Origin of the sequence: Mycobacterium sp. 852002-51961_SCH5331710, from assembly GCF_001665535.1 — a bacterium.
GTDB lineage: Bacteria > Actinomycetota > Actinomycetes > Mycobacteriales > Mycobacteriaceae > Mycobacterium.
The window spans coordinates 39,798-56,948 of the sequence record NZ_LZSQ01000124.1 but is presented as its reverse complement, the minus strand read 5'-3'; the positions used below and the strand labels follow the sequence as shown (position 1 = coordinate 56,948).

Here is a 17,151-nt window from a genome sequence, read left to right as displayed (position 1 = left end):
TCAGGTGCGGACGTTCGCGTCGTCCAACCGTGTCACGTCGCCGTCCTCGGGGCCGTGGCTGCGGCCGACGTGCGCCTCGGCGCGCATCCGCTCCACCATGTGCGGGTAGTGCAGCTCGAACGCGGGCCGCTCCGAACGGATTCGGGGCAGCTCGGTGAAGTTGTGCCGCGGCGGCGGGCACGACGTCGCCCACTCCAGCGAGTTGCCGTAGCCCCACGGATCGTCGACCGTGACCGGCTCGCCGTAGCGCCAGCTCTTGAACACATTCCACACGAACGGCAGCGTCGAGAGTCCGAGGATGAACGCGCCGATGGTCGAGACGACGTTCAGCGTGGTGAACCCGTCCGTCGGCAGGTAGTCCGCGTAGCGGCGCGGCATACCCTCGTCACCCAGCCAGTGCTGCACCAGGAACGTGGTGTGGAACCCGATGAACGTCAGCCAGAAGTGCAACTTGCCCAGCCGCTCGTCGAGCAGTCGGCCCGTCATCTTCGGGAACCAGAAGTAGATACCGGCATACGTCGCGAACACGATCGTGCCGAACAGCACGTAATGGAAGTGCGCGATGACGAAGTAGGAGTCCGTCACGTGGAAGTCCAGCGGCGGGCTGGCCAGCAGCACACCGGTCAACCGCCCGAGCAGGAATGTCAGCAGGAAGCCCACCGAGAACAGCATCGGTGTTTCGAACGTCAACTGGCCTTTCCACATCGTGCCGATCCAGTTGAAGAACTTGATGCCGGTCGGCACGGCGATGAGGAACGTCATGAAGGAGAAGAACGGCAGCAGGACCGCGCCGGTGGCGTACATGTGGTGCGCCCACACCGCGACCGAGAGCGCCGCGATCGCCAGCGTGGCGTAGATCAGCGTGGTGTAGCCGAAGATCGGCTTGCGCGCGAAGACCGGGAAGATCTCCGACACGATGCCGAAGAAGGGCAGCGCGATGATGTACACCTCGGGGTGGCCGAAGTACCAGAACAGGTGCTGATACAACAACACGCCGCCGTTGGCCGGGTCGTAGATGTGCGCGCCGAGATGGCGGTCGGCCGCCAGACCGAACAGCGCGGCGGTCAGGATCGGGAACGCCAGCAGCACCAGGATCGACGTCACCAGGATGTTCCAGGTGAAGATCGGCATCCGGAACATCGTCATACCGGGGGCGCGCATGCAGACCACGGTGGTGATCATGTTGACGCCACCGAGGATCGTGCCCAGACCACCGACGGCCAGGCCCAGAATCCACAGGTCACCGCCGGCGCCCGGCGAGTGAATGGCGTTGCTCAGCGGCGCATACGCGGTCCAGCCGAAGTCGGCGGCCCCGCCCGGGGTGATGAAGCCACCCATGGCGATCAGGGCGCCGAACAGGAACAGCCAGAACGACAGGGCGTTCAGGCGCGGGAAGGCCACGTCCGGCGCGCCGATCTGCAGCGGCAGCACGAGGTTGGCGAACCCGAACACGATCGGCGTCGCATAGAACAGCAGCATCACCGTGCCGTGCATGGTGAACAGCTGGTTGAACTGCTCGTTGGACAGGAACTGCAGGCCCGGCATCGCCAGCTCGGTGCGCATGAACAGCGCCATCAGCCCACCGATGAAGAAGAAGATGAAGCAGGCGACGCAGTACATGATGCCGATCATCTTGTGATCGGTCGTGGTGATGAGCTTGTAGATGAGGTTGCCCTTGGGGCCGAGTCGCTCCGGGAACGGACGCCGTGCCTCGAGTTCTCCTATAGGGGGCGCTTCGGCTACCAACAGGTCCTCCATACATCCAGCGGTTGTCTCGATGAATCCTAACTGCCGCTCCATCGGCGATGCTCGCCGGTCCTACAAAGTGTCGTAATCGCCCGCCACGCGGCTTTCCGCCCCGGAGCTGGCCGGATGTTACCGTCGGCGACGTGTTGAGCGGCGGTTCGCGGAGGGCGCTCGTGGCCACCAGGACGATGGGCCTGGCCGCGCTGGCGACCGCCGTCGGCCTGACCCTGGTCAGCGGGTGCGGATCCCCCGGCGACGAGGCGTCCGACACCGCGCCCGCCGAGACGATCGTCACCAGCACGACGAGAATCGCGAACGCAGGTGTGCTGGGCAATCAGCGTCGGCCCGACGAATCGTGCGCGGCCGAACCGACGCCGGTGGACCCGGGCCCACCCGAGCGCATGGTGCGTCACGCCGCCGGCGAAACGCAGGTCCCCGCGGACCCGCAGCGCATCGTGGTGCTCTCCGGCGACCAGCTCGACGCACTGTGCGCGCTGGGCCTGCAGTCGCGGGTGGTGGGGGCCGCGTTGCCCGACGGCTCGGACAGCCAGCCGTCGTACCTGGGGCGGGTCATCCACGACGTACCGGGCGTCGGCACCCGCAGCGAACCTGACCTCGACGCCATCCGCGCCGCCAACCCCGACGTGATCCTCGGTTCAGAGGCGCTGACGCCCGAAGCGTTCGGCGCGCTCTCCGATATCGCGCCGACGGTGTTCACCGGGGCGCCGGGTGCGGCGTGGCAGGACAACCTGCGCACGGTGGGCGCCGCGACCGGACGCCAAGACGCCGCGAACGGTCTGGTCGACGGGTTCCACCGAGCGGCCGACAAGACCGGGGCCGACAACGACGCCGCACATTTTCAGGCGTCGGTCGTGCAGTTCACCGACACCACGATGCGCGTCTACGGCGCCGACACCTTCCCCGGCAGCGTGCTCTCCGATGTCGGTGTCGATCGCCCTGTGACACAACGCTTTACCGACAAGCCCTACGTCGAGGTGGGGATCAGCGACACCGACCTCGCCGACAATCCCGACCTGTCCATCGCCGACGGCGACATCGTCTACCTGTCCTTCGATTCGCCCGCCGCACGCGACCGCGCACCCGAGGTGCTCGAGAGCGACGCGTGGAAGAAGCTGGGCGCCACGCGCGACGATCGGGTGTTCGCGGTCAACAACGAGGTGTGGCAGACCGGGGAGGGCATCGTCGCCGCGCGCGGCATACTCGACGACCTGCGATGGCTCAACGCCCCGATCAATTAGCGTTGACGCCGTGTTCCACGTCTTGAAATCGACCTACCTGCAACCGCCCGAGGTCGTCAACGAGACCCGACCCGCCCACCTCGAATGGCTCAAGGACGAGGTCAGCGAGGGCCGGATCGTGCTGGCGGGCCGACTGGAGGACGAGTCCGGCGCCATCCTGATCACCGGCGACATGGACGCCGAGCAGGCGCAGGACATCGTCGACCGCGACCCGTACACCTCGGCCGGTGTCGCCCGCTACGAACGAACGTCGTTCAACGGCGCATTCCGGGCCGCAGGTCTCTAGGAGCAAGCTCACAGCTCGCCGCGGAATCATGGGAGCCGACCGCCTCGTTGAGTTTGTGGGGCCAGTCGCACCGTCAGCGATGGCTTCTACTCGATAGCCGCTTGAACAGAAAAAGGTCGTAATGAGCACTGTTGCCGCATATGCCGCGCCGTCGGCGTCCGAACCATTGACCAGAACCACCATCACCCGCCGCGACGTCGGGCCGCACGACGTGGCGTTCGACATCCACTTCGCGGGCATTTGTCACTCCGACATCCACACCGTCCGCGACGAATGGGGCCGCGCGAAGTATCCGATCGTGCCCGGCCACGAGATCGCGGGCATCGTCACCGAGGTCGGTTCGGAGGTCACCGGGTTCAAGGTCGGCGATCGCGTCGGCGTCGGCTGTTTCGTCGATTCCTGCCGCGAATGCGCACAGTGCCGCGCGGGCGAGGAACAGTACTGCGCCAAGGGCATGGTCGGCACCTACAACGCCGTGGGCCGTGACGGCGAGCCGACGCAGGGCGGCTACAGCGGCGCGATCGTCGTGGATGAGAACTATGCGCTTCACATCCCTGACAGCCTTCCGCTGGACGCCGCGGCGCCGTTGCTCTGTGCCGGGATCACGCTGTATTCGCCTCTGCGCCACTGGAATGCGGGTCCCGGAACCCGTGTCGCGGTCGTCGGCCTTGGCGGCCTGGGCCACATGGGCGTCAAGCTCGCCCACGCGATGGGCGCGCACGTCACCGTGCTGAGCCAGTCGCTGAAGAAGATGGAGGACGGCCTGCGACTGGGCGCCGACGAGTACTACGCGACTTCCGACCCGGAGACGTTCGCGAAACTGAGGGGCTCCTTCGACCTGATCCTCAACACCGTCTCGGCCAACCTCGATCTGGGCAGCTATCTCGGATTGCTCGCACTCGACGGAACATTGGTCGAACTGGGTATGCCGGAGCATCCCATGGCGGTGCCCGCCGGCGCGCTCATCGCCGGGCGGCGCCGTATCGCGGGCTCGCTGATCGGCGGTATCGCCGAGACCCAGGAGATGCTCGACTTCTGCGCCGAGCACGGCGTACGGCCCGAAATCGAGGTCATTGCACCCGATTACATCAACGAGGCCTATGAGCGGGTGCTCGCCAGCGATGTGCGCTACCGCTTCGTGATCGACACCGAGTCGCTGCGCTCGTAGTCATCGATTTCGCGAAGGCCGCGCAGCTCGGTATGACAGTCCAGTTGCGCGCTTTCAGAATCCGCGCACAGTGGCGTCGTTGACGAAGAAGCCGTGGCGGCTGGCGTCGTTGGTGATGCGCGTGCGAAGCCCTTCCGCCTCAACGGTCCACCCGTTGGACCGGAAACTGCCGCTGTCGACCGCCACGGGTGCGGTGGCCGGTTCGGCGATCAGGCCGCGGTCCCAGTAGAACTCACCGGTGCCACGCACGACGGCGAGGTTCGGCCGCTGATTCCACTTGGAGCTCTCGAACGGCGCTGCGCCCCAGGGCTGGCCGTTCGTCAACGCGCATATCGCCATCGGTCCGCCGCCGAACGTCGTCTCATCCGCGCTGAGCAGGCACCTCACCGTGCCGGACTGCAGGAGCACCTGCTCCCCCGTGCCGGCCGCCGCCGGCGGGGCCAGGACCACCGCGCCGAGAATGGAGGCACCCAACGCCATCACTGCCTGCCGAATCATGACCGTCTCCAACGTCGCGTTACGCCATCGCCTTCGACCGGGAATGGTCTCACGGCGCCGATGATGCCAGGCCGCTTTCCCGCAAAGTCGGCCGGTCTCGCAGTCCAGGCGCTCGTCGTGGCTTGCGAAGGACCTGCTAGGCGAACTGCTCCTGAAGGCGGGGCGGAAACGCAGCGCCCGCGGCGATGGCGCCGCGGTAGTCGTCCACGCGGCCCGGGATGGTGCTGAGCACTGCGATGGTCCGTCCGCTCCTCCCGTATGCAGCAACGAAAGCACCCTCGCGCAGATCTCTCTCAATGACGTCCACGGTGTCGTATCCGGTTGGTAAGCCGACCATTTGGAGCTTGACATCGTATTGGTCGGACCAAAAGTACGGCACCGCGTCATACTCCTCCGCACCATCGGGACCGGCCAATAAATTTCGCGCCGCCGTGACGCCCTGACGGGAGGCGTGATCCCAGTGCTCGATCCGCAGATGTTCGCCGTAGAGCGGATGCCACCAGCGCGCGACATCACCGGCGGCCACAACACCCGTCGTACCTTCCGCCGCTCCGGTGGCGTCGCACACCACGCCGTTGTCCACCTTTATCCCGGAGCCCTGCAGCCAGTCGGTCACCGGATCGACTCCGAGCCCGATGAGAACCAGATCGGCCTTCACCTTTGCGCCCCCGCTCAGCCGGACCGCCTTCACGTGACCATCGCCGACGAATCCTTCGACTTCGACACCCACCCGCACATCAACACCGTGCCGACGGTGCAGATCGGTCCAGAAGCTTCCCATCTCCTCACCGAGGGCCGCCTGTAGCAGCGCGCCGGCCCTCGAGAGCAGGGTCACCTCGATTCCCATCGACCGCAGACTGGCGGCAACTTCGGTGCCGATGAATCCACCTCCGATCACCACGACGCGAGTGCGCTTGCCCAGTTTGGAGCGAATTGCCAGGCAGTCGTCGACCGAGCGGAGCGGCACGACGCCGGGTGGCACCGGACCCCCGGGCCAGTGCCGCGCCACGGCTCCGCTGGCGATCACGAGACCATCGAACTCGAGGCGGTGATCGCGATCGCCGTCACGCACCCCGACCGTGCGCGACGACATGTCGACGCCCACCACGCTCGCGCCTCGCAGCACTCGCGCAGCGAAAGCGTCCTGAGGCGCCATGTCGATGCCGGCTCGGTAGATCTCGCCCGTCAGCAGCTTCTTTGATAGTGCCGGGCGGTGATAGGGGCCATACCGTTCGGCGCCGACCAGCGTCAGCTCGCCGTCGTATCCCTCGGCCCGCAACGTCTGCACCGCCATGGCGCCCGCCACCCCGGCACCGACGACGATCACCCTTCTCAGCTGCTGCGCCGACGACACGGGTCAGTCCTCGACCGTGATCGCCCCGGTTGGGCATGACACTTCGGCGCCCACCAACTGCGTGCGGAACTCGTCTCCGGGCTGCTCCTGCAGGACGTGAAGACCGTCTTCCCGTACGTCGAAAACCTCTCGGCAGATGCTCATGCACACACCGTTGCCGTCGCAGGTGTCGAGGTCCACCAGAACTTTCATATCCGCTCCTCTTGCCGAGTCCCTTTGTCGAACCGCAATCAGTTGTGGGCCGCCTGTGCTGCGGCCGACCGTTGGTGTGCCTCGGCACGCTGACGGGCATCCCGGGCCGCGGGAGAGTACTCGAGGTAGTCGAGCGCCATCTGGGTGTCCGCCTCGGCGCCGGGATGGTGACCGCGGCGCATATACCGCAGCGGAACGGTCACGAGGAAATTCCACGGACTGGGCAACAGGTCCTTGCGGGCAGCTCGCTGCCAATCTCGCCAGCGCCACTTCATGTCGATCGATCGATCATTGGACATCAGATAGCGTGCGCCCGCGATCCACCAGCCGACGAACAGCGGCGCGGTCATCAGCATCGAAAACGCCCGAATCCAATAGCTTCCGCACACGTTCTGGTAGACGTCGAACACCAGTGAGCGGTGCTCGACCTCCTCGGCGCCGTGCCAGCGCAACAGATCGAGCATCTCGCGGTCCGCCCCGGCGTTCTCCAAACCTTTGTTCCGCAGTATCCACTGGCCCAGCACGGCGGTGAAATGTTCGAGCGAGGCCACGTCGGCCAGGCGGCGATACAACCACCATCGCTTCAAAGCCGGCGGAAAGAATCGCGGCGGATCCCCGAGCATCACCGACAGCGTCCGGCCCAGGCGTCTGGTGTACTGGTCGGTTTCGATGCCCTGCTCGGCCAACCGGTCCAAGACCACCTGGTGCGCCCATGCATGCCAGGATTCCTGCTGGATGAACGGCTTGATGGCCGCCTCCAGTTCCGGGTCGTCGACGAGTGATGACGCCTCGAGAACGGCTTTGATGAAGTGGCGCTCCCCCTCGGGCAGCAGGAGGTGCAGGACGTTGATCATGTGTGTGGCAAACGGGTCGCCCGGCACCCAGTGCACCGGCAGATTCGACCAATCGAAACGAACCTGGCGCCGAAACGCCGGGTGCCCGTCGTGATGCAACTCCACCTCAGGCATCAGCGCCCTCCCGCCTTCCGCGTTGCGTGTCCGTCGATCTCAGGGTTACCGTCGCGGTCGCGCATGCCGGCGCTCCGGTTCCCTTGTTCGGTCCGGCGGTCCCCATGCATCATCTATAGACAGACCGATCTGTCTCTAAACGAGCAACTCAGGGCCGAGATGAGAAGGTGAGTTTCGAATGACGTCCGAGACGCCGAGTGCCCGCGAGCGGCTCATCAGTACCAGCTACGAACTCTTCACCCACCGGGGGATCGGCGACGTCGGCGTCGACGAAGTCGTCGCGAGGGCCGGAGTCGCAAAAGCAACTCTGTACCGGCATTTTCCCTCCAAAGACGACCTCGTGCTCGCGTTCATGGACAGGCGCGCCGAGATGTGGACAACCGAGGTGATCGACCGGCAGCCCACCGAGCGCACCAAGGATCCCAAAGAGCAGCTCTTGGCGATGTTCGATGTCCTCGATGAGTGGTTTCACCGCCGCTCCGATTACGAAGCCTGCTCATTCGTCAAGGTCCTTTTCGAGGTGGGTGCCCAGGGCCGTGTCGGCAAGGCGTGTATCACCCACCTGGACAACATTCGTGACATCCTCCGGGAGCGTGCCGAACGAGCCGGCCTTCGCGACGCCAAGGAGTTCGCCTGGAGCCTGAACATCCTGTTGAAGGGAAGCATCGTGTGCGCCGCCGAAGGCGACGTCGAGTCCGCCCGGCGCGCGAAACCCATCGCGGCCCGTCTCATCGAGGAACACACCGCTGACCACCGGGCACGCGGCGGCTAGGACGATCGACGTCCCAGGTTTGAGTGAAGACAGGTCTGTCTACCTCTATTGAGAGCGATACGGACTGTCAGCACGTTGTAGTCCAGCCGGCGGGGAATCACCTGAGCATAGATATCGAACGCTCGGTTGCCGCGTGGCTCCCTTCGGCATTGGGCGCTCAAGACGAGGAGGGTGATGTCGACATGTCGATTCGTGTGCCGCCGGCTCTTTCGCGTGCGTTACTCGGGCTTTACGGCCGTAGCCTCGGCTGGATGCTCGGTTCACGGTTCCTGCGCCTCACCCACCGCGGTCGGAGATCTGGGAAGAGGTATCACACGGTTCTGGAGGTGATCGGAAAGAACGATCTCTGCGACGAGGTGATGGTGATTGCGGGAAACGGGCCGTCGTCCGATTGGTTCCGCAACATCGAAGAGGGAGGCGCGGAGGAGATTGTGGTGGGCCGCCATCAGTTCATCCCGGAGCAGCGCATCCTCCAGCAGGACGAAGCGATGGCTGTACTCGAGGACTACGAACGTCGAAACCGGTTCGCAGCACCGGTGGTTCGCAGACTCATCAGTAAGCTCGTCGGCTGGCGATACGACGGCAGCGACTCGGCGAGGGCGCGTTTGGTCCGGCAGCTCCCGATCGTCGCATTCCGTCCAGAATCCACGATCGGCGCCTGATCGGTCCGCTGCGGCCGTGGCGGTCACAGCTTCTCGACGACGGGTCCGGCGTTCCCGTCCGCGGCGAACACAGAAACCGTGCCCTTCGCCTCGAACAGGGCCAGCCGAACGTCGTCGGGTTCGGTGTGCCCATGCCGACGAAGTATCGCGTCGAGGTCTGCCCGGGTGATGCCGGAGCGCTTGAGATTGCGTTCGTCGATCTCGCCGTTGCGAATAAGCACGCGCACAGGCGGATCGACGAGGCGCTGCACTGCGTCGACGAACCGTAATCTGCTCACCAGGTCATGTGCGGCGATCAAAGTGAGCAGCGCGGCCGCCCCCGTGAGCCAGGAAGTGTCCGACGCCGTCGCGACACGGCCGACGATCGCACCAGCGGCGACTGCGGCCACCCAGTCGTACGGGGTGAATTCCCCGATCGTTCGGCGCTGCGTAAACCGAAACGCCACCATTGCCGTCAAGAACAACGCCAGGACTTTCACCGCGGCGTGCACTGGCGGTTGCCAACCGTCGATGAAGATCTGTCCGAATCCATTCACGGCCGTACCCCTTTCGCGCGCGTCTGTGGCAGAGGGTGACCCCACGACGGCCAACCAAAACGAAGGCATCGGGTATACGACCCTCATTTCCGGGTACCACGCCCCAAGTGACCGCATCGGCCATCGAGGACTACGCGCTGCTGGGTGACCTGCAGTCGGTGGCGCTCGTCGGTCGCGATGGCTCGATCGACTGGCTGTGCCTGCCGCGTTTCGATTCGCCCGCGTGCTTCTCCGCGCTCGTCGGCGATCGGGAATCCGGTCGATGGAGTATCGCTCCCGCCGGCGTGGACCGGGTGACGCGACGCGCATATCGCGGCGATTCCCTGGTATTGCAAAGCGAGTGGGAGACGACGAGCGGGGCGGTACGGGTGCTCGACTTCATGCCGCCGCGCGGAAAGAATCCCGATGTCGTGCGCATAGTCGAGGGTCTCGACGGCGATGTCGTGATGCAGATGTCATTGCAACCGCGCTTCGACTACGGCCATATCGTGCCTCGGGTTCGGCGAAAAGACGGGGACTTGGTTGCCATCGCGGGACCGGACTCGGTGTATCTGCGCACTCCGATCGCCTGTCACGGCGATCATTTGGAGACCACGGCCGAGTTCACCGTGTCCAAAGGCGAACGGGTACCGTTCGTTCTGACCCACCGCCCTTCGCATCTGCCGCCGCCGGAGATCGTGGACGCCGAAGTGGCGCTCCGCGACACCGAACGGTTTTGGACACAATGGCTCTCGCGCTGCCGTTACACGGGCCGGTACGCCGAGGAAGTGCGCCGCTCGTTGCTTTTCCTCAAGGCACTCACCTACGCTCCGACCGGTGGAATCGTCGCGGCGGCGACGACATCACTACCCGAAATAGTTGGCGGAAGCCGCAACTGGGATTACCGGTACTGCTGGCTCCGCGACGCCACCTTCACCCTGCAGGCGCTGCTCGGAGCGGGATACCACGAGGAGGCGTCCGCATGGCGCGAGTGGTTGGTCCGCGCGGTCGCCGGTGACCCGGCTCGATTGCAGATCATGTACGCGCTCGACGGGGCCCGCCGCGTCCGCGAAGAAGAGCTGCCATGGCTCTCCGGCTACCGGGACTCCTCGCCCGTGCGAATCGGCAACAGCGCGGGCCGCCAGTTCCAGCTCGACGTCTACGGTGAAGTGCTCGACGGCCTGCATCTGGCGCGAGAGGCCGGGTTGCACACCGACGACTCGGCATGGGACGTGCAGCGAGCGTTGCTGGACTACCTGGAAGGCCATTGGCAGGATGCCGACAGCAGCCTGTGGGAGATCCGCGGCGAACCACGCCAATTCGTGCATTCCAAGGTCATGGCGTGGGCCGGTCTCGACCGCGCCGTGCGAAGCGTCGAGCATCACGGTCTAGACGGGCCGGCCGAACATTGGAGCAAACTGCGCGACCAGATCCACGACGACGTGTGCGCCAACGGTTTCGATTCCGAGCGCAACACCTTCACCCAGTCCTATGGGTCGACCAATGTCGATGCCGCATTGTTGCTCATCCCGCGGGTCGGCTTCCTGCCGTGGTCCGACCCTCGGGTCCGAGGAACAATCGACACGGTGCGCACCGAGCTGTCCCGTGACGGACTGCTGCTGAGATACCACAACGACGACACCACCGATGGCCTGCCCGGCCAGGAAGGGGCGTTCCTCGCCTGCAGCTTCTGGCTCGCCGACGCACTCCACGGCACCGGCCGCACGGCCGAGGCCGTCGAACTGTTCGAACGTCTCCTCGATCTTCGCAACGACGTCGGGATGCTCAGCGAGGAGTTCGACACAGGTGCTTGCCGACAGGTCGGCAACACGCCGCAGGCATTCAGCCTTGTCGGTCTCATCAACACGGCCCGTCACCTCGCGGGCTCGAAAACGATCACCTCGGCCGGCGGTGAGGAACAGGACGTCAACTAGTTGCTGCGTCCTGGGTCCGCGGCGCGGCGGCGGTCTCCGCGGAGGCGCCCGGAAGATCGTCAGGCGGCTCGACCCGCAAGAGCTTGGCCACCGGCACGTCGGTCGTGGAGTGCAGCACGATAGACAGCACTATGGTGGCGGCGACAACGTCGAACATCGCTTGGCTCTGGGGCAAATCGGCTTGCAAGGCATGCAGACCATAAACGACCGAGGCGAATCCCTTAGGTCCGAACCACGCCGCCGTCCACCGTTCGCGGGCCGGCAACCGTGTTCGCAGCATCGACAGCAGCAGTGAGGCCGGGCGCACCAGCACGATCGCGATCACGGGTATGAACCACTCCCGCCAACTCAGATGCGAGAGCCTCTCCGGGGTGATGAGCGCGCCGAAGACCAGCAGCGCCGCGAACTTGGTGCTCTCCGAGAGCAGCTCCCCGAAGGGGCGGAAATTGTCGGCGGCCACCCCGTCCATTGTCGCCAGGGTGGACCCGGCGGCGAATGCGGCCAGATACGGATTCGCGTGGGTCAGATGGCACGTGGCGTACACAACGACGGCGAGCGCTGCCGGGCCGAGCGGCTGCAACCGCGGTTCCGCGGTGAGCACTTCGATCCGCCACGCCCAGGCGACACATGCGGCTGCGACGATCCCGATCACCAGCCCGAGCGCAAGCTCGATCCCCACCTGTCCGGGGTGCGACTCGGTGTGCTGAGCGGTGGCGAGGAAGATGAGCACGAAAGGTAGTGCCAATCCGTCGTTCAACCCGGATTCGACGTTGAGCAGGCGGCGAAGCCGAAGCGGAATGTCGGAGCGGCCGACCAAGGCTGAGGCGAACACCGGATCGGTCGGCGATAGGATCGCACCGATCAGGAACGAAGTGGGCCAATCGAATCCGATCAAGAAGTGGGCCGGAAGCGCGATGCCCACCATGGTCAGGGGCATTCCGAGGCCGAGCGCGCGGCCAGAAAGCCGCCAGTTCTCCCGCAACGCTGGCAAGCATGCTCGTTGGCCGTCGCTGAACAGCACCGTGAACAACGCGATGTCGGCGAGCGTCGTCACGATCGGGTCCCCCGGCTCGATCGCGGCCAACCCGAGACCACCGGATCCCACGAGCGCTCCGGCGATCAGGAACATCAGTGCCGTGGACAGCACCGTTCGGGCGGCGAGCCCCGACAAGGACACGCTGAGCAGCAGCACCACACCAAAGGCCAGCACCAGCGCCACGTCACATGGCCTCCTTGATACCGCGCCGGATGAGCCAGACGTTGGCCGGCCAAGCCGTTACAAAGCCGACGATCATTCCGATCTGCATCATGAACCAGTACACCGGGCTGTCAGGGTGCACCGGAGCCGACCGAAAGAACACGAACGACATCAGCGCCATCCACCCGAACAGTCCGACCTCGAATGTGGTCAGCGACAACACATCGGCCTTCGCCGCAGCAACAAGTCCCTTCCGCGGTCCAAGGCCCCGCATAGGTGCGATGGCGAAGTACTGGAACAAGATTCCGAGGGCGAGGGCCGCAACGTAGTCACCGATCATCTCCGGCCATAAAGCACGGCCCCATAGTTCGAGGCCCAACAAGAAGACGGCGGTGGCGGCGATGATGTCGCCAAGCGTGCAACCCGCACCGCAATGGCTGACACCGATCGCGGTGGTCGCCCATTTGGGCTTGTCCGGAGGCTGTTCGGCACCGGCTCGTTTCAACCAGCGTTTACTGTTCGGTCTGCCGAATCGCAAGTACATCCACACCGCGACCGGACCGAAATACAGTGCGGTGACAGGCCATACGGCTTCCATCACCCTCATGCGCTGCCGGTACCCGCCCACGTAGATGTCGGCGATGATGGCTATCGCGCAGAGCGCCGCGATGCCGAGGGCGACCCACGCCACCCGGTCGAGCCACGTGTCCGCCATCACTTCGAGTTGTCCGATGCGAGTTCAGCCTGGATGTCCTCGAGCGATCGGCCCCGAGTTTCCGGAACCCAACGGGCGAAGACCAGCAATGCGAGTCCGGCCAGCGCCGCATACAGGAAAAACACACCCTGTCGCGTGATGAGGTTTCCGAGCGTCAGGAAGGTCTGCGCCACAATGAAATTCGCCCCCCAGTTCACGATCGTGCAGACTGCCATGGCTTTGCTGCGCACGCCGATGGGGAAGATCTCCGAGATCATCAGCCAGAACACCGGGCCCAGCCCGATCGCGAACGACGCGATGAAGACCATCAAGGCGACCAGGGCCAGGTAGCCGGCGTTTTGCTGCAGAGTCCCCGAAGCGAAGTAGACGGCAAGCGTCAACAACCCGATGATCATGCCGATCGTGCCGGTAATGAGCAACTTTCGCCGGCCGACGCGATCGAGCAGGAGTACCGCGACGATCGTGAAGACCACGTTCGTCACGCCGACGAAGACGGTACGCGCGAGTGCCCCACCAGCCGACATACCGGTGTCGGACAGGATGGTGGGCGCGTAGTAGATCACCGTGTTGACGCCGACGAACTGCTGGGCCAGCGCGAGCACCAGGCCGACGATCAACATCGGCCGCAAACCCGGCCGGATGAGGTCGCGTATCGACGCCTTACCCTCCTGTTCACTGGCTTGCTCGATGTCGGCGAGCTCGTCGTCGACGTCGGCGTCCCGATCGCCCGACCGTAACCGCCGCAACACCTCTCGTGCCTTGTCCTTGCGGCCGGCCTCCACGAGCCAGCGCGGGGTCTGCGGTACCGACAGCATCCCGACCGCGAGAACCGCACCGGGCAGCGCCGCCACCCCGAGCATCCACCGCCAGTTCGCGTCGAGATCCTTGAACCCGAAGTTCACCAGGTAGGCCACGAGAATGCCCGAGGTGATGGCCAATTGGTTGAACGAGACCAGCCCGCCGCGGATACGCGGCGGTGCCATCTCGGAGATGTAGAGCGGGCTGACGAAGGACGCGGTGCCGACCGCCAGGCCGAGCAGGAACCGAAACCCGATCAGCATCGGTGCGCTGATCGCGAAGGCACAGCCAAGCGCGCCGACGAGATAGACGGTCCCGGACAACACCTTGGTCCATCGACGGCTGATCCGGTCCGCGAGGTAGCCCGACGCCGCGGCACCGCACATAGCGCCCAGCAATACCGCCGCGACGATGGCCTCCTGCTCGAAATCGTTGGCGTGCAAATCGGTTTTGATGTATAGAAGGGCACCCGAGATCACCCCGGTGTCGTATCCGAACAACAACCCGCCGATGGCGGCGATGATGCAGACGCGCAGTAGCAGACCGTTTCCGGTCCGACGCACTTCGGTGATGAATCCGCTCATTTCGAGCCGACCGGATACGGCAGCGTGCGACAGCACCATCCGGCGATCCGGTCGCGCACTTGCAGCAGGGTGTTCGCCTTCGAAGGAGACGCGTGGTCCGGTCGCGCTCGTCGCGCCGCCACGGTATCCGCACCGACGAAGAGCGCCGCGGTCGCCACGTTCACCGCTGCGGCGCGACGGGTGCTCGCGTGATTCGTCGCAGCCGCCACGACCACCATCGTCCCCGCGTGGATCACGTCGACCACCGCCTCCATCCTGAGCAGGCACTTGGAGGGATCGACGCCGCACATCGAGGCCTCCAAGAGTTGGCGTGCCGCAAGAATGCGCATCGACCGCCGGGTCGCGGTGGTCAGCCGCTCGGTCCTGGGACGCCCGTGGAACGCGTCCGGAGCGGCGAGCAGTGCCACGCCGTAGGCGGCGCGCACGATCGCCAACGCGCTCATCGCTCGCGCGCTCCCCGCCGGTCCAGCACCGTGCGGCCCGCGGCGGCCCCGACGGAACCCGCGACCGCCGCCGCCGCGAGTGGGCGCGCGTGGCTTCGCAGCCACCACGCCGGGCTGTGCGCGTGCGCTTTCTCGTCGAATACGCCGTGGGCGCCGTGATCGGTGCCGGCGTCCGCGTCGAGTGGTTCGAACAGGTTTCCCGCGCGACCGTCGATGGTCTCGTCGGTCTGCTGCGACGAGAATCCCGTGCGCGCCAGGTACCGGTCGAGAAGCGCAGGCACCATCCGCTGTCCAATCAAGGTCAGCACCGTGCTGGCGCCCACCCAATACTGCTTGTGCTTGGGATGTTTGGCTGCGTACACCACCGCCTTGGCGGGAATCTCGGGCTGGTACACCGGTGCGACCGGCTGGGGGTGTCCCGACAGTTTCGACCGCACCCAGGAGAACTGCGGGGTGTTGACTCCCGGCATCTGCACGACGGTGACGTTCACGTTGCTGTGGTCGTGCATCAATTCGGTACGCAGTGATTCGGTGAATCCGTTGATGGCATGCTTGGCGCCGCAGTACGCCGACTGTAAGGGAATCGAGCGCATTCCGAGCGCCGAGCCGATCTGGATGATGGTGCCCCGGTTCCTCGGCTTCATGCGCTTGAGCGCGGCCATCGTGCCGTAGACGAATCCGAGATAGGTCACCTCGGTGGCCCGCCGGAATTCCTCGGGGGTGGTCTGATCGAACGGCGCGAAGATCGTGGCGAACGCGCCGTTCACCCACACGTCGATAGGACCGAACGTGTCCTCGATTTGGTCGGCGGCGGCATCCACTTCATCGGGGTTGGCCACATCGGCCGGCACGACCAGCGCGGTCCCTCCGGCCTTTTCGACCTCGGCGGCCGCCGCCTCCAGCCCGGCACGCCCCCGCGCGATCAGTGCGACGCGTGCTCCCTCGGCCCCGAACTCCCTGGCGACCGCGCGACCGATGCCGGCGCTCGCGCCGGTCACCGCCACGGTGATAGCCGTACGGCGCAGGCGGAGGTCGACATCGGCTCCGCCGACTCGGCCGGCGATCTGCGACAAGACGTTCGTCATTTCGACACTCCCGATCTCACTCTATTTCCGTGCGCTCCTTGACTACCCAGCGATGGTGTGTCGATACGTCAATCTCCTGACGAACCCGCGACGGCGAGTAAGCGGCGGACTTCCCCGGCGGCCGGATGTGTCGGCCTCAACGCAAGAAAGCGTCGCAGAGTCTCATCGGCGGCCGGGTCTCCCGACGCCCGCTGGGCAAGGCCGAGGATGAGCGTGGCGTCGGGATCCCCCGGATTGGCCCGGGCGACCGCATCGGCGACCTCGATTGCCGATTCGGGCTGTTGCGCCCGCAACAGACTGAAGGCTTGGCGTAACCGGATTGCGGGGTCCTGCGACTGCTGACCCGCGCTTCGGTACGCTTCGGCGGCCGAAACGAAATCCCCTCTGGATTCCGCATCCTGCGCGGTGGCGATGAGACCGGCTATTGAACCGGGAGTGGATGCCGCGACCGGTTCAGCGGCGTCCGGTGGCGGGTCGATCCACCGTCCGCTGAGCGCGACACCGGCCACCACCACTGTGGCGAGGGCGCCGACCGAAAGGAGCACGGCCCGCCGGTGCACGGCGATACCGGGCCGGCGCGCGCCGGTGATCGAGGCAAGCTGCATCCGGCGCGCCACGAGAGCGACCGCCGTGACGCCGGCCACCGCGACCACGGGGACCAGCCACAGCGCCGACGGTCCGGGACCCGAACCGGTACGCAACACGTCGGGCCCGTACCGACCGACGAACCAGTCTCTGACCTGGTCGGGTGTCCGTCCCTGGCCCAACTGCTGCGCAATCGTGTGCCGCATGCTCACCGCCACCGGCGAATCGGATTCTGCCACCGACTGTCCCGCGCACGAAGGGCAGGACAGTCCCGCGGCGATCTCCTGTGCCGGATCACCCGATCCCCGGCCGACGGATCCGGCGAGTATCAGCACCGCACCGAAAGCTAACAACGCGAACAAGAGCGCAGTCAGCATCTTTGGCGCGCG

The 17,151-nt window shown here is 65.7% G+C and carries 18 protein-coding genes; 6 read left to right on the top strand and 12 right to left on the bottom strand.

Going from position 1 to position 17,151, the window contains the following annotated elements; all coding sequences use genetic code 11:
• Entirely contained in the window at window positions 1-1,746 is a 1,746-nt protein-coding gene (ctaD, locus tag A5752_RS24970) for an aa3-type cytochrome oxidase subunit I (protein ID WP_067091709.1), read from the bottom strand.
• A 188-nt stretch (window positions 1,747-1,934) separates the two neighbouring features.
• On the opposite strand from ctaD, the gene A5752_RS24965 reads away from it, so the two are divergent.
• From A5752_RS24965 to A5752_RS24955, 3 genes are all read left to right on the top strand, one after another.
• Window positions 1,935-3,005: an ABC transporter substrate-binding protein gene (locus A5752_RS24965; RefSeq protein ID WP_067091661.1), complete on the top strand. Its 1,071-nt coding sequence runs from the start codon at window positions 1,935-1,937 to the stop codon at window positions 3,003-3,005.
• A 10-nt stretch (window positions 3,006-3,015) separates the two neighbouring features.
• A complete protein-coding gene (locus A5752_RS24960) occupies window positions 3,016-3,291 on the top strand; it encodes a YciI family protein (protein ID WP_067091658.1) in 276 nt (91 codons plus the stop codon).
• A 121-nt stretch (window positions 3,292-3,412) separates the two neighbouring features.
• Window positions 3,413-4,459: an NAD(P)-dependent alcohol dehydrogenase gene (locus A5752_RS24955; protein ID WP_067091656.1), complete on the top strand. Its 1,047-nt coding sequence runs from the start codon at window positions 3,413-3,415 to the stop codon at window positions 4,457-4,459.
• 54 nt (window positions 4,460-4,513) lie between these two features.
• On the opposite strand, the gene A5752_RS24950 is transcribed toward A5752_RS24955, so the two are convergent.
• From A5752_RS24950 to A5752_RS24935, 4 genes are all read right to left on the bottom strand, one after another.
• On the bottom strand, window positions 4,514-4,957 hold the full coding sequence (locus A5752_RS24950) for a hypothetical protein (protein WP_067091654.1): 444 nt from the start codon (window positions 4,955-4,957) through the stop codon (window positions 4,514-4,516).
• Window positions 4,958-5,093: 136 nt separating this feature from the next.
• Entirely contained in the window at window positions 5,094-6,311 is a 1,218-nt protein-coding gene (locus A5752_RS24945) for an NAD(P)/FAD-dependent oxidoreductase (RefSeq protein ID WP_082964059.1), read from the bottom strand.
• A gap of 3 nt (window positions 6,312-6,314) precedes the next feature.
• Complete coding sequence (locus tag A5752_RS24940; protein ID WP_067091652.1) at window positions 6,315-6,503, bottom strand: ferredoxin; 189 nt, start codon at window positions 6,501-6,503, stop codon at window positions 6,315-6,317.
• Between the two features lie 38 nt (window positions 6,504-6,541).
• Window positions 6,542-7,471: a metal-dependent hydrolase gene (locus tag A5752_RS24935; RefSeq protein ID WP_067091650.1), complete on the bottom strand. Its 930-nt coding sequence runs from the start codon at window positions 7,469-7,471 to the stop codon at window positions 6,542-6,544.
• 178 nt (window positions 7,472-7,649) lie between these two features.
• Here A5752_RS24935 and A5752_RS24930 point away from each other — a divergent pair, with 178 nt between their 5' ends.
• Together A5752_RS24930 and A5752_RS24925 are read left to right on the top strand one after the other, a co-directional pair.
• On the top strand, window positions 7,650-8,243 hold the full coding sequence (locus A5752_RS24930) for a TetR/AcrR family transcriptional regulator (RefSeq protein ID WP_067091648.1): 594 nt from the start codon (window positions 7,650-7,652) through the stop codon (window positions 8,241-8,243).
• 182 nt (window positions 8,244-8,425) lie between these two features.
• Window positions 8,426-8,905: a nitroreductase family deazaflavin-dependent oxidoreductase gene (locus A5752_RS24925; RefSeq protein WP_197500724.1), complete on the top strand. Its 480-nt coding sequence runs from the start codon at window positions 8,426-8,428 to the stop codon at window positions 8,903-8,905.
• A 23-nt stretch (window positions 8,906-8,928) separates the two neighbouring features.
• Here A5752_RS24925 and A5752_RS24920 read toward each other — a convergent pair whose 3' ends face one another.
• The gene (locus A5752_RS24920; protein ID WP_067091646.1) at window positions 8,929-9,441 is read right to left on the bottom strand and encodes a DUF421 domain-containing protein; all 513 of its coding nucleotides are present in this window, start codon (window positions 9,439-9,441) and stop codon (window positions 8,929-8,931) included.
• A gap of 107 nt (window positions 9,442-9,548) precedes the next feature.
• Here A5752_RS24920 and A5752_RS24915 point away from each other — a divergent pair, with 107 nt between their 5' ends.
• Complete coding sequence (locus A5752_RS24915) at window positions 9,549-11,354, top strand: glycoside hydrolase family 15 protein (protein WP_067091644.1); 1,806 nt, start codon at window positions 9,549-9,551, stop codon at window positions 11,352-11,354.
• Here the strand turns inward: A5752_RS24915 and A5752_RS24910 are convergent.
• The 6 genes from A5752_RS24910 to A5752_RS24885 all read right to left on the bottom strand — a co-directional run bounded on the left by A5752_RS24910 (window position 11,347) and on the right by A5752_RS24885 (window position 17,139).
• The gene (locus tag A5752_RS24910; protein ID WP_067091641.1) at window positions 11,347-12,573 is read right to left on the bottom strand and encodes a cation:proton antiporter; all 1,227 of its coding nucleotides are present in this window, start codon (window positions 12,571-12,573) and stop codon (window positions 11,347-11,349) included. The two genes, A5752_RS24915 and A5752_RS24910, sit on opposite strands and share 8 nt — an antisense overlap.
• 1 nt (window position 12,574) lies before the next feature.
• Window positions 12,575-13,267: a DUF4396 domain-containing protein gene (locus A5752_RS24905; RefSeq protein ID WP_067091639.1), complete on the bottom strand. Its 693-nt coding sequence runs from the start codon at window positions 13,265-13,267 to the stop codon at window positions 12,575-12,577.
• Window positions 13,267-14,649 carry a sugar porter family MFS transporter gene (locus tag A5752_RS24900; RefSeq protein WP_067091636.1) on the bottom strand — a complete coding sequence of 461 codons (1,383 nt, stop codon included), beginning with the start codon at window positions 14,647-14,649 and terminating at the stop codon, window positions 13,267-13,269. The genes A5752_RS24905 and A5752_RS24900 overlap by 1 nt, the downstream gene beginning before the upstream one ends.
• Window positions 14,646-15,092: a hypothetical protein gene (locus tag A5752_RS24895; protein ID WP_067091633.1), complete on the bottom strand. Its 447-nt coding sequence runs from the start codon at window positions 15,090-15,092 to the stop codon at window positions 14,646-14,648. Before A5752_RS24895 ends, A5752_RS24900 begins: the two co-directional genes overlap by 4 nt.
• On the bottom strand, window positions 15,089-16,117 hold the full coding sequence (locus tag A5752_RS24890; RefSeq protein WP_231983510.1) for an SDR family oxidoreductase: 1,029 nt from the start codon (window positions 16,115-16,117) through the stop codon (window positions 15,089-15,091). The genes A5752_RS24895 and A5752_RS24890 overlap by 4 nt, the downstream gene beginning before the upstream one ends.
• Before the next feature lie 128 nt (window positions 16,118-16,245).
• The gene (locus A5752_RS24885; protein WP_067091631.1) at window positions 16,246-17,139 is read right to left on the bottom strand and encodes a cytochrome c-type biogenesis protein CcmH; all 894 of its coding nucleotides are present in this window, start codon (window positions 17,137-17,139) and stop codon (window positions 16,246-16,248) included.
• Window positions 17,140-17,151 lie beyond the last annotated feature (12 nt).

Bases quoted from the DNA above. Each gene is read 5' to 3' on its own strand.
- A5752_RS24895 (WP_067091633.1), bottom strand. From the start codon at position 15,092: ATGAGCGCGTTGGCGATCGTGCGCGCCGCCTACGGCGTGGCACTGCTC.
- A5752_RS24885 (WP_067091631.1), bottom strand. From the start codon at position 17,139: ATGCTGACTGCGCTCTTGTTCGCGTTGTTAGCTTTCGGTGCGGTGCTG.
- A5752_RS24905 (WP_067091639.1), bottom strand. From the start codon at position 13,267: ATGGCGGACACGTGGCTCGACCGGGTGGCGTGGGTCGCCCTCGGCATC.
- A5752_RS24965 (WP_067091661.1), top strand. From the start codon at position 1,935: ATGGGCCTGGCCGCGCTGGCGACCGCCGTCGGCCTGACCCTGGTCAGC.
- A5752_RS24925 (WP_197500724.1), top strand. From the start codon at position 8,426: ATGTCGATTCGTGTGCCGCCGGCTCTTTCGCGTGCGTTACTCGGGCTT.
- A5752_RS24955 (WP_067091656.1), top strand. From the start codon at position 3,413: ATGAGCACTGTTGCCGCATATGCCGCGCCGTCGGCGTCCGAACCATTG.
- A5752_RS24940 (WP_067091652.1), bottom strand. From the start codon at position 6,503: ATGAAAGTTCTGGTGGACCTCGACACCTGCGACGGCAACGGTGTGTGC.
- A5752_RS24950 (WP_067091654.1), bottom strand. From the start codon at position 4,957: ATGATTCGGCAGGCAGTGATGGCGTTGGGTGCCTCCATTCTCGGCGCG.
- A5752_RS24900 (WP_067091636.1), bottom strand. From the start codon at position 14,649: ATGAGCGGATTCATCACCGAAGTGCGTCGGACCGGAAACGGTCTGCTA.
- A5752_RS24930 (WP_067091648.1), top strand. From the start codon at position 7,650: ATGACGTCCGAGACGCCGAGTGCCCGCGAGCGGCTCATCAGTACCAGC.
- A5752_RS24935 (WP_067091650.1), bottom strand. From the start codon at position 7,471: ATGCCTGAGGTGGAGTTGCATCACGACGGGCACCCGGCGTTTCGGCGC.